General features: G+C 40.6%; 11 protein-coding genes. 6 read left to right on the top strand and 5 right to left on the bottom strand.

Features of this window, described 5'->3' with window-relative positions; translation table 11 throughout:
- The first annotated feature begins 123 nt into the window (after positions 1 to 123).
- The 5 genes from ACP2AF_RS09360 (at position 124) to clpX (ending at position 5,661) form a co-directional block, all read left to right on the top strand.
- Positions 124 to 1,716 carry an SGNH/GDSL hydrolase family protein gene (locus tag ACP2AF_RS09360; RefSeq protein WP_425235906.1) on the top strand — a complete coding sequence of 531 codons (1,593 nt, stop codon included), beginning with the start codon at positions 124 to 126 and terminating at the stop codon, positions 1,714 to 1,716.
- A gap of 78 nt (positions 1,717 to 1,794) precedes the next feature.
- Positions 1,795 to 2,139: a phage holin family protein gene (locus ACP2AF_RS09355; protein ID WP_120713145.1), complete on the top strand. Its 345-nt coding sequence runs from the start codon at positions 1,795 to 1,797 to the stop codon at positions 2,137 to 2,139.
- A 101-nt stretch (positions 2,140 to 2,240) separates the two neighbouring features.
- A complete protein-coding gene (gene tig, locus ACP2AF_RS09350) occupies positions 2,241 to 3,563 on the top strand; it encodes a trigger factor (protein WP_425235905.1) in 1,323 nt (440 codons plus the stop codon).
- Between the two features lie 85 nt (positions 3,564 to 3,648).
- Positions 3,649 to 4,329: an ATP-dependent Clp endopeptidase proteolytic subunit ClpP gene (clpP, locus tag ACP2AF_RS09345; RefSeq protein WP_425235904.1), complete on the top strand. Its 681-nt coding sequence runs from the start codon at positions 3,649 to 3,651 to the stop codon at positions 4,327 to 4,329.
- A 96-nt stretch (positions 4,330 to 4,425) separates the two neighbouring features.
- Entirely contained in the window at positions 4,426 to 5,661 is a 1,236-nt protein-coding gene (gene clpX, locus ACP2AF_RS09340) for an ATP-dependent Clp protease ATP-binding subunit ClpX (protein ID WP_425235903.1), read from the top strand.
- A 74-nt stretch (positions 5,662 to 5,735) separates the two neighbouring features.
- Here clpX and ACP2AF_RS09335 read toward each other — a convergent pair whose 3' ends face one another.
- The 4 genes from ACP2AF_RS09335 to ACP2AF_RS09320 form a co-directional block, all read right to left on the bottom strand.
- Positions 5,736 to 6,293, bottom strand: coding sequence for a hypothetical protein (locus ACP2AF_RS09335; RefSeq protein WP_425235902.1), 558 nt, complete (start codon positions 6,291 to 6,293; stop codon positions 5,736 to 5,738).
- Between the two features lie 149 nt (positions 6,294 to 6,442).
- Positions 6,443 to 6,808 carry a hypothetical protein gene (locus ACP2AF_RS09330; protein ID WP_425235901.1) on the bottom strand — a complete coding sequence of 122 codons (366 nt, stop codon included), beginning with the start codon at positions 6,806 to 6,808 and terminating at the stop codon, positions 6,443 to 6,445.
- A gap of 97 nt (positions 6,809 to 6,905) precedes the next feature.
- The gene (locus ACP2AF_RS09325) at positions 6,906 to 8,036 is read right to left on the bottom strand and encodes a helix-turn-helix domain-containing protein (protein ID WP_425235900.1); all 1,131 of its coding nucleotides are present in this window, start codon (positions 8,034 to 8,036) and stop codon (positions 6,906 to 6,908) included.
- 39 nt (positions 8,037 to 8,075) lie between these two features.
- A complete protein-coding gene (locus tag ACP2AF_RS09320) occupies positions 8,076 to 9,590 on the bottom strand; it encodes a GH3 auxin-responsive promoter family protein (protein ID WP_425235899.1) in 1,515 nt (504 codons plus the stop codon).
- 66 nt (positions 9,591 to 9,656) lie between these two features.
- On the opposite strand from ACP2AF_RS09320, the gene ACP2AF_RS09315 reads away from it, so the two are divergent.
- Positions 9,657 to 10,451 (top strand): DUF2797 domain-containing protein, encoded by a 795-nt coding sequence (locus ACP2AF_RS09315; RefSeq protein ID WP_425235898.1) that lies wholly within the window; start codon positions 9,657 to 9,659, stop codon positions 10,449 to 10,451.
- A 1-nt stretch (position 10,452) separates the two neighbouring features.
- On the opposite strand, the gene ACP2AF_RS09310 is transcribed toward ACP2AF_RS09315, so the two are convergent.
- Positions 10,453 to 13,173: an AsmA-like C-terminal region-containing protein gene (locus ACP2AF_RS09310; protein ID WP_425235897.1), complete on the bottom strand. Its 2,721-nt coding sequence runs from the start codon at positions 13,171 to 13,173 to the stop codon at positions 10,453 to 10,455.
- Between the last annotated feature and the right edge of the window lie 9 nt (positions 13,174 to 13,182).

Raw genomic sequence — 13,182 nt, 5'->3', positions numbered from 1 at the left:
AAGGGTTGTTTATTATGCATGCATAATTTTTTTGTCCGAATTATTGTACGTCCCGTAATTTTGGTTAATTTTGATTTTACATCGTTTTAACATAGACTTTACGTAAACTAACTCTTTATAACTATGAAAAAGATTATAACAATACTGGCCTTTTTCGGATTTTTGATTATTTCATGTAGTGATGACGACACGCTTCCGGATGATACCGGTGGCATGACGCCGGAACCCGTAAATTATACCAGTGGGTCCGCGGATTTTTCCACCTATGTAGCTCTCGGAAATTCACTAACTGCGGGTTATTCCGACGGAGCCCTGTTTAGTGCCGGCCAGACCGCATCCTTTCCCAACATGCTGGCTACAAGCTTTGCTCAGGCCGGTGGAGGCGAATTTACAATTCCATTCATGAACGACGATTTAGGGGGATTGACCTTGGGCGGCATGCCTTTGGAAGATTTTGAAAATCGATTTATCCTTTCATTTGCATCAGGCTCTCCAACACCCGTTCGACTGGATGGGGCCGGATCCACGGAAGTCTCCAATATATTAAGTGGCCCCTTTAACAACATGGGGGTCCCCGGTGCTAAGATCTATCACTTACCGGCCACTGGTTATGGTAGTTTGGATGCCTTGGCCATTGGTGCGGCAAATCCTTACTACGTCCGTTTTGCTTCCGCGCCCACTGCGTCAATGATTGGTGATGCCGTTGCCCAAAACCCAACTTTTTTTACCCTTTGGATCGGAAATAACGATATTTTGGCCTACGCCACAGAAGGTGGTGATGGCGAAAACCAGGAAGGAAATACCAATCCACTCACCTACGGATCAAGTGACATTACGGATTCCGGTGTTTTTGCCAGTGTCTACGATCAACTTTTGCAAGCCCTAACGGCCAACGGAGCAGGTGGTGTATTGGCAAACATTCCCAATGTTACGAGCATACCTTATTTTACAACAGTACCATTTGCGCCCCTAGACCCTACCAATCCCGATTTTGGGCCTCAAATCCCAACGCTCAATGCCACCTATGCGCAATTGAACCAAGTTTTTGAGTTTTTGGGTGTTCCTGAAAGATCCATCACGTTTTCTGCTAGCGCCGCCAGTGCATTGGTTATTAGGGATGAATCATTGACCGATTTATCGGCACAGATAACCGGCGCACTACAAGTAGGTGGTTTGGACGCTCCGACGGCCACAGTAATCGGATTCCTGTATGGGCAGGCGAGGCAGGCCAACGCCAACGATCTTATTGTATTGCCCGCGCAAAATGCCATAGCTCAATTCAATGAAACCGCCTTTGCCACATTGCAAGACCTTGGTGTACCGGCAGCTGACGCTGGTCAATTATCGGTAAACGGAATTACCTATCCTATGGAAGACAAATGGGTACTTACGCCCAGCGAGCAGGAGACCATAGCCGTAGCCTTGGACAGATTCAATGGGATTATTACCACTTTAGCGGCCCAATATGACCTCCCTGTTATTGATGTAAAAGCACTATTGGAAAGGGCGGGAAGCGAAGGCATACCCCTTTCCGACGGAAGTACGATAACGGCAGAATTCGCCACTGGTGGTGGATTTTCACTGGATGGTGTCCACCTATCCCCAAGGGGCTATGCCCTCATAGCCAATGCGTTCATAGAGGCGATTGAGACAAAATATGGAGCAGAACTGCCTGAAGTAGACCCATTGGAATTTACCGGACTTTATATCGATTGAATCTAAAATATATTTTATACTTTTAGAGGAATCGGGATAATCCTGGTGCCTTTTTTCAATCCTTCAAAACAATTTGATATGAAGCTTATCCTGCGCATTCTACTCAGTGCATTGGCCGTAGTAATATTGTCAAAAATTTTGCCCCATGTTTTCGTGGACTCCTATCTTACCGCCATCATTGTTGCCCTAGTGTTAAGCCTTTTGAATTTTATCGTAAAACCTATTTTGGTGATTCTGACATTGCCGGTAACCCTCATTACTTTTGGTTTATTTCTCTTAATCATCAATGCGATTATAATACTATTGGCGGATCAGCTTATCACAGGATTTAGAGTGGACGGTATTTGGTGGGCCTTGTTATTCAGTTTACTTTTATCGTTTCTTCAATCCATATTGTTTTCACTGCTGAAAGAAAGCAAATAATACGGTTATTCTTTGGTGATCCAGTAATCCAAAAACTTGTCGGGATGTTTTAATTGTGCTACTTTTGCATCCCATTTTATTTTTCTAAATAGATACAAAAAATGAATATCACCAAAGAGCAGATAGATGAGTTGAATGCCGTTGTAAAAGTGGCCATTACAAAGGACGACTATCAGGATAAGGTAGATAAGATTCTCAAGGACTATAGAAAGCAAGCTAAAATCCCCGGTTTTAGAAAAGGGCAAGTACCCATAGGGCTTATAAAAAAACAGTATGGCAGGGCCGTTCTAGTTGATGAAGTCAATAAACTGCTGCAGGACAATCTAAACAAATACCTTACGGAGGAAAAATTGGATGTTCTTGGCAATCCCCTGCCAAAGCAACAGGATAATTTTGACTGGGACAAGGAAGATTTTGCTTTTGAATTTGAATTGGGATTGGCACCATCCTTTGAAGTACCCTTAAAAACCAAAAAAAGCATCACGCGGTATAAGATCGTGGCCGACAAAAAAATGGTGGCCGAGCAGGTAGAACGTATGCGGAAACAATATGGGAAATTGGTTACGAAAGCGGCAGTGGAAAAAAAGGATGAAATAAATGGTATTTTCCGGAATGAGGACGAGGAAATAGAAAACAAGGCCACTATAGAACTGGAGAAGGTAAAAAGCAAAAAAGCACTGGGAGCCCTGATAGGGAAGAAAGTCGGTGAGACGGTCTTACTCAATACCAAAGGCCTTTTTAAGGAGGATTATCTTTTGTCCAGTGTTTTAGGTATTTCACAGGAAAAAGCCAAAGACCTAAAGACCGATGTATCCTTTACCATTGAAGAAGTCAATGAACGCGAACCGGCACAATTGGATCAAGACTTTTTTGACAAGTTATTTGGCAAGGATACAGTAACTTCCGAGGATGAAATGAAAGCGCGTATAAAGGAAGATTCGGAGAAGCAGTTTGAACAGCAATCCGATCAGAAGTTATTGAACGACATCACGGAGTATTTCATTGAAAACACAAAATTTGAACTTCCATCTGAATTTCTAACCAAATGGATTCAAATGACAGGGGAAAAGCCCCTTTCCCCGGAAGAAGCCACCGAGGAATTTGAAAAGTCGGAAAAAGGTTTGCGTTATCAATTGATCGAAGGGAAAATCATCAAGGAGAATAACTTGGAAATACAGTTTGATGAGTTAAAGGAATTTGCCAAAGGCTTTATTAAATCCCAAATGGCGCAATTTGGACAATTGGACCCCCAAGAAGAGGAATTGGACAATATTGCGGCACGGGTTTTGGGAAATCAGGATGAAGTGAAGCGCCTATCCGAACAGTTAATGAGCCAAAAATTGTTGAACCTCTATAAAGACAAAGTAAATTTCAAGGTAAAAGAGGTTACCTACGAAAATTTCGTGAAGGAAGTGTACGGATAATTTCCAAAAAATAATAAGTATCTTTACGGTGCCGAAGCAATAGTTTCGGCACCTTTTTTTATTAAAAAATGTTAGTTTAAAACCAATGGATTACGGAAAAGAATTTAAGAATTACGCTATAAAACATCAAGGCATAAGTAGTACGTATTACGATACCATCCTAACCAGTATGTATCCGGTGGGCTTAACCCCCAACATCATTGAGGAAAGACAATTAAATGCTGTGGCTATGGACGTTTTTTCTAGGCTTATGATGGATCGCATTATCTTTTTGGGCACGGGAATCAACGATCAAGTGGCCAATATTGTACAAGCACAGCTTTTGTTTTTGGAAAGCACAGATGCTTCCAAGGATATTCAGATTTACATCAATTCTCCGGGCGGTAGTGTATATGCAGGTCTTGGCATCTATGATACTATGCAGTTCATCAAACCGGATGTCGCCACTATTTGTACTGGCATGGCCGCTTCCATGGGCGCTGTGTTGCTGTGTGCTGGCGAAAATGGAAAACGTAGTGGCCTTACGCATTCCAGGGTAATGATACATCAACCTATGGGAGGAGCCCAAGGGCAGGCCAGCGATATTGAGATTACGGCCCGTGAAATCCTTAAACTCAAGGAGGAACTCTACCAAATTATTGCAAAACATTCAGGACAGCCCATTGAAAAGGTGCATGAGGATAGTGACCGTGATTACTGGATGAAAGCGGAAGAAGCTAAAAAATATGGTATGATCGATGAAATTCTGGTAAGGGAGAGGAGTTAATTTCGACAAAGCGCAATAAAAACGGATATTACCGTGAAGTGCAATGAACCAAAATCCAAATTATTTCGTTAGTATCTTGGATATACAAAAATATTTATGGCAAAGGAAAACTTAGAATGCTCCTTTTGTGGACGGAAAAAATCCGAGACCAATTTACTCATTGCTGGTCTGGACGCACATATATGTGACCGATGTATAGAGCAGGCCTATGGCATAGTCGCCGAAGAATCTAGACAGACCAAGACCAACAACCTTACTTCGGAACTGGTTTTAAAAAAGCCCTTGGAAATCAAGGAATTTTTGGATACGTTCATTATTGGTCAGGAGCGGACAAAAAAAGTAATGTCCGTTGCCGTATATAACCATTATAAAAGGTTGCTACAACCCTCTTCAAAAGAGGACGAAATAGAAATACAAAAAAGCAACATCGTTATGGTGGGGCAAACGGGAACTGGAAAGACTTTAATGGCTAAGACCATTGCAAAGATGCTCAACGTTCCTTTGGCCATAGTGGATGCCACGGTTTTGACCGAAGCGGGTTATGTAGGCGAGGATGTGGAGAGCATACTTACTCGTCTTTTGCAAGCGGCCGATTATAACTTGGAAAAAACGGAGCGAGGAATCGTATTTATAGATGAAATCGATAAAATCGCACGTAAGAGCGATAACCCCTCTATAACCAGGGACGTTTCCGGTGAAGGGGTACAGCAAGGACTCTTAAAGCTTCTGGAAGGTACGGTAGTAAACGTACCACCCAAAGGAGGCAGAAAACACCCAGATCAAAAATTCATTGAAGTAAACACGGAGAACATATTGTTCATTGCAGGAGGTGCTTTCGATGGAATTGAAAGGGCCATTACCAAACGCCTTAATATGCAGGCCGTTGGCTATAGTGCCTCAAAAGCAGAGGAGAACCTGGATGAAAGAAACATCTTGCAATATATAATTCCCCGGGATTTAAAGGAATTCGGTTTGATTCCAGAAATCATTGGTAGGCTACCTGTTCTTACCCATATGAATCCATTGGATAAAAAAACGCTCAGAGCTATACTCACAGAGCCCAAAAATGCTATCATAAAACAGTATGAAAAGCTGTTTGAAATGGATGGCATATCCTTCAAGATAACGGAACAAGCTTTGGACTACATAGTAGAGAAGGCTATTGAATATAAGCTTGGGGCTCGCGGGTTGCGTTCGTTGTGCGAAGCAATTTTCACAGATGCCATGTTTGAAATGCCGAGTAATGACGAAACGGAGTTCAAGGTTACCAAACCTTATGCAGAGAATAAATTGTCCCATGAAACCATAAAAAAACTTAAAGCGGTTTCATAGTTTGAAGAGCCATTAAAAAAAGTCCCAAGGTTCTAAGAACCTTGGGACTTTTTTTAATGTATCATCCTAAGAGTTTATACCGCTTTTTTGGGCTTCGATATCTTCTTAGTTGCTCTATCCAATAAATTCTGGCACACGCTCTGAATTATCTTTTCGTCTGTATACAAGGTATGACCAAAATTCTTTACGATTTCCGCTTCAACACCAACTTTGGAAAACCATTCACTGGAAGGACTATATTCGTCGTTTTCCCCATATAGCAAACTTATGGGTACGTTTGGTTTTTCAGTTTCCATTCGTATTCTAGTCGCCGAAATGGTATATAAAGATTTCATAGGAAGCCCCTTCAAACCTGCTTTCCAAGCTATGGTACCACCCGTACTAAAAGCCAGGTAATGACTTGAGCGGTACTCCCGTTTTAATAAATGGGCCACGGCAGTATCTATACCTCCGTTTACAAAGGCGTGATGGATATTTGTATCCGTTTGGATCGTTAAATCTATATTGGCCAATTGTTGGCAATCATAGAAAACTATATCATAATATTGCTGAAGATAACCAAGGTAGGATGTAATCCAAAGTCCTTTTTTAACACCCCACATATCTGAAATTACTACAAGTCTTTGTGCCATGAGAATTCTACGATTAAGTATTGATTAGGTTAAATTGCACCACAAATTGTACATTTAACGTCATATCTCCACATTTATTTGTTCATCTGAAGTAATTCTTCGATGTAGTCCTTTTTCTTAAAAGAAATGATTGAGCAAAGTATGTTGACCTAATTTTGCATGTAGTCTATGTCCAAATCGAAGTCAGGTCCAACGGTAATAGCTAATATCCCAAGCGCCGTACCCCCAAGTATTATGGGCAGACCTGCTGTTTTTAAGAAAGAAAACTTTCGTTCCTTTATAACCTTAACCTCCTCTTGAGCAAGCTTTGTTAAAGTCTCTGATGATTTTGATTTGCGCCCTATCAATGTATCACCGTACTTCAAAATCCATATTTTGTGCTTTTTATCATCGCTGGTAATAATCTTATATTTTTTGCCCTCGGTAATTGTGGGCATTCCAATGTCTATTGTTTTATAACTGTAGCAACTGGAAAAAACCATACAGCCTATAAGCAACCAAATCTTTGTTTTCATGATTCTTATTTAAACTTCGAAGGCAAAATTAATGGACTGTTATCCCTGGGTGTCCGAAATTATCCAGTCGATAAGATTTCGGACAAGAGCAACACTTTTAAGAATGTTCCGCTCTAAATTGTGTAGGAGTCTTGCCCGTAAATTTTTTAAAAGCAGTATAAAAGGTAGATTTTGAATTGAAACCACATTCCAAGCCTATTGCTACTATGGTATAAGCACCATAATCTGGATGGGACAATAATTTCTTTGCTTCCTGGATGCGTAATTTATTGATATGGTCCGAAAAATTGCCATGGGAATATGTGTTTATCAATTTGGACAAGCTGCTCGTGCTGGTATCCATTTCCCGGGAAAGACTTTCCAGACTCAAATAAGGGTCTAAATATCGTTGTTCCCTCAAAATAAAGCGCTGAATTTCCTTGAAGGTATTTGCTTCTTTTTGGCTCTTATCAAGATTTGGCAAACCTCTTTGACCATTTTTGCCTTGTGTAATTCGCTCGCTTCGGATTACACTACGCAATACTATTCTATCCTTTAAAACCACATACTGAAAAAAAGCTTGGTACCCTACCCAATAAATTAAGATAGAAGAGCCCAAGCGCAAGGGATAATAGCTATAGGGTTGTTCAACTATTTCCGTAAGATTAAAAAAAATGGCCATCATCCATAAAACAAACACAAGCCCGCCCATGGACATGAACCGTTTAAGCCAGTTAAGATTATCAAAAGGCAAGATAGGACTATGCAATCCTTCATATTTGTATAGTATCCGGTATGCTTTAAAAAAAAGAAATAGGGAATAAGACAGGGTTACAATATCCTCCAAGATATTATAATCATTCAACCTCTGCCGGTTCCATACGCCATTATAAACCAAGTATGTAACCCAACTTCGGGTTAAAAACTCCAACAAAAAAATACCTCCCGAGATAAGGATAAATGTCCATCTTTTTCTTTCAATCTCAAGATAGGATATCAAAAAGGCATAGTACATCGGTACAATCAGAACATACCAGGGTATGATAAAATTTTGCCAAAAGCCATGGGAAGAAACAAAACCTTTCTCAATCAACCAGGATTGTAGATTATTTAATGAAAGAAAAAAAACGAACAGATTCAAGAAAAGGACAGTTTTCTCTATTTTCTTTCTTGAAAAAAAAGTGGCTACGTTAAAAACAAAACCCTGTACTGCCCCTGCAATCATAAGAAAATTGAAAACAGCGGTCATGACATAAGGTTGGTAGTACGGTTATTGTCTAAGATACCATTATTTGTTCATTTGGAGCAATTCCTCTATGTAGTCCCTTGTATTGGATAATCTCGGTATTTTGTGTTGACCACCCAACTTGTCCTTGGATTTTAACCAATCATAAAAAAGATTCTCCCTGGCGACATGTACTTTGGGCATCTTTAAAGTGATGTTGTTATAGCGCTTGGCCTCATAATCCGAGTTGAGTGATTTTAAGGCATTGTCCAAAAACTCAGTAAAGTAATCGATTTTCTCCGGTGGCTTTCTAAATTCAATGATCCATTCATGCGCACCCTTTCCTCTACCCGACATAAAAATGGGACCTGCCGTATAATCCTTTATTTCCGCACCGGTCTTTTTACAAATACTTTTTAGGGCCTCCTCTGCATTTTCAATTATCAATTCCTCCCCAAAGACATTTATGTGGTGCTTGGTACGTCCAGTTACTTTGATTCTATAAGGATTTGTTGAGGTAAACCGTATAGTATCCCCAATTCTGTATCGCCATAATCCAGCGTTGGTGGTAATGACTATGGCATAGTTGGTCTTTGTTTTTACTTCCCAAAGTGGGATGGCTTTTTCAAGAGGGGTCCCATAGCAATCCATAGGAATGAATTCGTAAAAAATACCGTAGTCCAGCATTAATAAAAGGTCGTTGGCATTATTACGATCTTGGATGGCGAAAAAACCTTCCGAAGCATTATAAATTTCATAGTACCTGAAATTTTTCCGAGGTAAAAGCTTTTGATATTGCTCCTTATATGGAACAAAACTTACCCCTCCGTGAAAATATACTTCCAAATTCTCCCAGACTTCGAACAGATGTGATTTTCCGGTCTCCTCGAGCACATTGTTCAACAAGACAAGCATCCATGAGGGAACTCCGGCAAGACTCGTTACATTTTCCTGGGTACTTTCATGTATGATGGCCCTTAGTTTGTTTTCCCATTCGCTCATAAGCGATACCTTACTGCTGGGCGTACTGCTAAACTCTGCCCAAAGGGGCATATTATCAATTAAAATAGCGGAAAGGTCACCAAAAAAAGATCCATTGTCCTCATATAATTCCTTACTACCGCCCAACCGAAGGCTTTTGCCGGCAAACAATTGGGAATTCTCATTATTATTGAGGTACAAACAAAGTAAATCTTTCCCGGATTTGTAGTGACAGTCCTCAAGGGCCTCCGAACTTACTGGAATAAATTTGCTCTTGGCATTTGTGGTGCCACTACTTTTGGCAAACCACTTTATGGATGTCGGCCAAAATATATTCTGCTCCCCTTTTCGTGTACGCTCTATATCCGGCTCCAGTTCCTCATAGGATACAATAGGTACTCGGTCTCTAAACGTTTCATAGTCCGGAATGGATTCAAAATCGTACTTTTTCCCAAACTCCGTATCCTCGGCTATTTCAAGTAATTGTTGTAGTACCTCCGCCTGTACCTCCAAGGGGTACTTCAGGAAAAGTTCTATCTGGTGATAACGTTTTTTAAGTAACCACGAGGCAATGGAATTAAATAGCGGTATCGGCATTTTTGGGTATCTTTATCCGCCTAAATTAGCTTTAATCCTTATTATTTTCAAATAAGAAATACTTTTATGCAGTACGAGGGTGTTTTACAAAAGATGCAGACGGAAATGGGTACACCCATTCAATATTATTTGGTTTTTGAGAACGACTTTTTGAACATGAACCAGCTATTGGACAAGCGCCTGCAGATTGACTTTATCAAATACCAATGCCTAAGCTGTGGAAAGGACCTACCCATTTATCGACAAGGTTTCTGCAAAACTTGCTTTTACAAAATTCCCTCCGCCGGTGATTGGATTATGCGACCCGAACTTAGTACCGCTCATTTGGACAAGGAGGATCGTGATCTGGAATATGAAAAAAAGGTGCAATTGCAACCACATATCGTTTACCTGGCCAACAGCAGCAACATAAAAGTTGGGGTAACCCGGAAATCACAGGTACCTACCCGGTGGATCGATCAAGGTGCCCATGAGGCCATAGAAATTGTAGAAGTACCCAATCGTTATTTGGCCGGTATTACCGAGGTAGCCCTAAAGGACCACATCAGTGACAAGACCAATTGGCGCAAAATGTTAACCAACAATGTAAAGGATGAGAACCTGGTAGATTGGCGGAATCGGTTAAAGGAATATATTCCGGAAGAGGCTTCGGAGTATTATATTGATACCAATCAAGAAACCCATTTACAGTTTCCCGTACTTCAGTATCCCGAAAAGGTGAATAGTCTAAACCTTAATAAAAAACCAAGCTATAAGGGTATCCTAAAGGGAATTAAAGGACAATACCTCATTTTTGAGGATAATACGGTCTTTAATATTCGTGGGAGCGAGGGATATTACGTTGGATTAAGTATCGATTGAACTACTCCTTTTTCACCGTATCCTTTTTCTTTCCGAACAAACCTCCCAAAATACCTTTTGCCGCTTCTTCCACAGGGTCTTTTTCCGGAGTGGCCTGGGACTCTACATTAGTTTGAGCGCTGTCTTTTCCGTTCTTGTTTCCGCCCAAGATACCCCCTAACACCGCTTTAACTTCATCTGAACTGGAATCCTCATTTTGAGTAGAATCATTTTCAGCCGAGTTTTCCGAGAGTAATCCACCGATTAAATCCGTAGCCTTGTCCTTTCCCTTATTGATGAGTTTCTGCTTTTGGATCTCTACCAATTGAGCGGTCAAGTTCTTGACCCCGGAGGTTAAATCGGTACTTACATTAGGACTGGAGTAATTTCCTCCAATATTTGCGGTTATGGGAACAGTAAGCGTTTCCAAATCCTTATCATCAATTTGAGCTATTAAATCGTTGACCTGTTTGCCCAAATATTTGGCCGGAACTTCCATAGTAGCCTTATAATCCAGTTTTCTATTAAAAGTATGGCCTCCATCCACGTTAATGGCGATATCCTTATATTTTACAGTAAAAGGTTTTACACTAACCAGTCCGTTCTCAAAGGAAAGTTTCGTTTTCAAGTCCTTTAGGTCCAGTTCATTTAGGTTAACAAAATCCAACTTACCATCCAATGAAGAAAGCAATGGAGCCTGCTCGGCATTAATTTCCCGGGTCATTACATTGGCCAGCAAATCTCCGGTCAGTGTTAAGAGGTCCGGGGTGAAATCTTCTGTCAAATTTCCGGAAAGTTTTATTTCGGCATCTAATTTCCCCTTTAAAACCTGGGCGATGGGTGCCAAGACCTGAAACATTTCCATAGCCTCAAAAGTCTCCCCTATCTGTAATTGGTCCATATCCAGTTCCATGGCAAAAGTGGGCGTTTCATCTCTGGTAGAAACCTCGCTATTAAAGGCCATTTGGCCATCAAAAATTGAGGAGGTCATGTTGCTCAGAATCGCTTTCTCATCCTTTATCCGCAGGTTACCCTTCACATCCTTTAATCTAATATTATCATAGATCACGGTGTTTGCCGTAGCATTGATACCGACATCCAAAAAGGAAGGAATTTTTATTCTTTCTTCCATAGCTTCCGGTGCTTCCGATTTGGTTTCTGTAGTATCCGCTGTTTCCTCCACCATAAAATCATTTAAGGCGAAGGTGCCAGATTTTAGATTGAAATTACCCTGCACCTTTTCATCATTGAACATAAACCCTAGTAGATTGCTGATTTTGCCCGTTATGTCAAAATCTGTTTGGCCCGTAGTGCCGTTCATTTGTTCAAGATTTACCGTTTCGGGATTGAAACTCATGGCCACAGTATTCAATTTTACGGGCTTGGCAATTTCGGCTGAGCTGTATTCAAAATCCCGTACGCTAACATTTCCAACCGTTTTTGTCTTTTCATATTGGTTTTTCTCCACCGAGGCCATATCAAAGGCCGTTGTCACATCTGCATTCAGGATTCCGCTTAGGTCCAGATCAGCGGGAACCGGATAAGCTTGGGAGATATTGGCAAGGTTCATCTTGCCATCAATATGGGCATTGACCTTGGTATTGCCCATAAGTTCGGAGATTTTTGAGGTCATGTTAAACCGATCTTCATCTATTGTAAAAGACAATTTTTCAATGGTTATGAAGGTGTCTTCGGTTATACCTGTGGTATTGTTGATTTCCATATCAATGAAAACGTTACGAACCGATTTGGGCAAATCTGGATATTTAAAGGAGGCGTTTTCAGAATTTATACTAATGTTAAATTTAGGAATATGTGTTTCATCAATCACGCCCTTGACATCCCCCTTCAAAGTAAAATTCCCGGTAGTTTTTACATTTTCAATATTCTTGGAATATTCTTCCGGAATTACGGCCAGGAAATTTTTAAAGTCAGACGATGGTGTCTCAAAACTAATAGCCACCTCTTGATTATTTTCGTTCACTTTTACAAATCCATCAAATATCAAGGGTAGTTGGTTCACCAGAGCTTCGTTTTTTAAAAAGGTATATTTATTCTCCTTCAAGTCTATACCTATCAAGGCATCCAGCTTCAGCTTATTTTCGTTCAAATAATTGGTGCCATCCATTCCAAAAGTCACCCCTGCTTGGGTCTGTGTATCCAATTCCGAAGTTTCCAGCGAAAGATCTCCTGTTCCGCTATGTTGGAGATCGGATAGTAGCAAACGGATACCTGTTGCCAAATCGGTATACGAAACTTGGGATTCTGTAATCCCATAGGATTCCAAGTTAAAGGAGAAACCATCTGTAGGCTGTTCCGCTACGTCCTCTACCTCGGATTTCTTGGCAATGTCATAATTGGCATTTTCCGCACTATCAATTTTAATATTCAATTGTGCCCCGTCCACTTGAAAATTTTTGATGCCAATAGGGTCTCCTTGTGATTTAAACAATTCGCCCAAACCCATTTTTAAACCTATCATTCTTGCAGCAAAAAGGGTATCTCCCTCAAATGGTGCATTAGTAAGCAAGGTTACATTTTCCAAGGTGACCTCGGCATTCGGAAAACTGCCGAGTAGGCTTAAACGAGCATTGGTAAAATCGAGATGTGCATTTACATTCGCATTCACATTGTTCTTAAGGATATCCCCTATTTTGGCTTCGAGAAAAAATGGAATCGCAACCAATAGGGCAATGACCAACAGTAAGAAAATAGCAAGAATTCGGAGGACCTTCTTTTTCATAGTATGTAT

Origin of the sequence: Ulvibacterium sp. (assembly GCF_965248315.1) — a bacterium.
Lineage (GTDB): Bacteria > Bacteroidota > Bacteroidia > Flavobacteriales > Flavobacteriaceae > Ulvibacterium.
Note: the sequence above shows the minus strand (reverse complement) of the source record. Positions and strands in the feature narration are given on the sequence as shown.

Excerpts from the sequence above, each read along its gene's own strand:
- ACP2AF_RS09320 (WP_425235899.1), bottom strand. The coding sequence starts at position 9,590 with ATGCCGATACCGCTATTTAATTCCATTGCCTCGTGGTTACTTAAAAAA.
- ACP2AF_RS09355 (WP_120713145.1), top strand. The coding sequence starts at position 1,795 with ATGAAGCTTATCCTGCGCATTCTACTCAGTGCATTGGCCGTAGTAATA.
- ACP2AF_RS09335 (WP_425235902.1), bottom strand. The coding sequence starts at position 6,293 with ATGGCACAAAGACTTGTAGTAATTTCAGATATGTGGGGTGTTAAAAAA.
- ACP2AF_RS09360 (WP_425235906.1), top strand. The coding sequence starts at position 124 with ATGAAAAAGATTATAACAATACTGGCCTTTTTCGGATTTTTGATTATT.
- ACP2AF_RS09310 (WP_425235897.1), bottom strand. The coding sequence starts at position 13,173 with ATGAAAAAGAAGGTCCTCCGAATTCTTGCTATTTTCTTACTGTTGGTC.
- clpP (WP_425235904.1), top strand. The coding sequence starts at position 3,649 with ATGGATTACGGAAAAGAATTTAAGAATTACGCTATAAAACATCAAGGC.
- tig (WP_425235905.1), top strand. The coding sequence starts at position 2,241 with ATGAATATCACCAAAGAGCAGATAGATGAGTTGAATGCCGTTGTAAAA.
- clpX (WP_425235903.1), top strand. The coding sequence starts at position 4,426 with ATGGCAAAGGAAAACTTAGAATGCTCCTTTTGTGGACGGAAAAAATCC.
- ACP2AF_RS09325 (WP_425235900.1), bottom strand. The coding sequence starts at position 8,036 with ATGACCGCTGTTTTCAATTTTCTTATGATTGCAGGGGCAGTACAGGGT.
- ACP2AF_RS09315 (WP_425235898.1), top strand. The coding sequence starts at position 9,657 with ATGCAGTACGAGGGTGTTTTACAAAAGATGCAGACGGAAATGGGTACA.
- ACP2AF_RS09330 (WP_425235901.1), bottom strand. The coding sequence starts at position 6,808 with ATGAAAACAAAGATTTGGTTGCTTATAGGCTGTATGGTTTTTTCCAGT.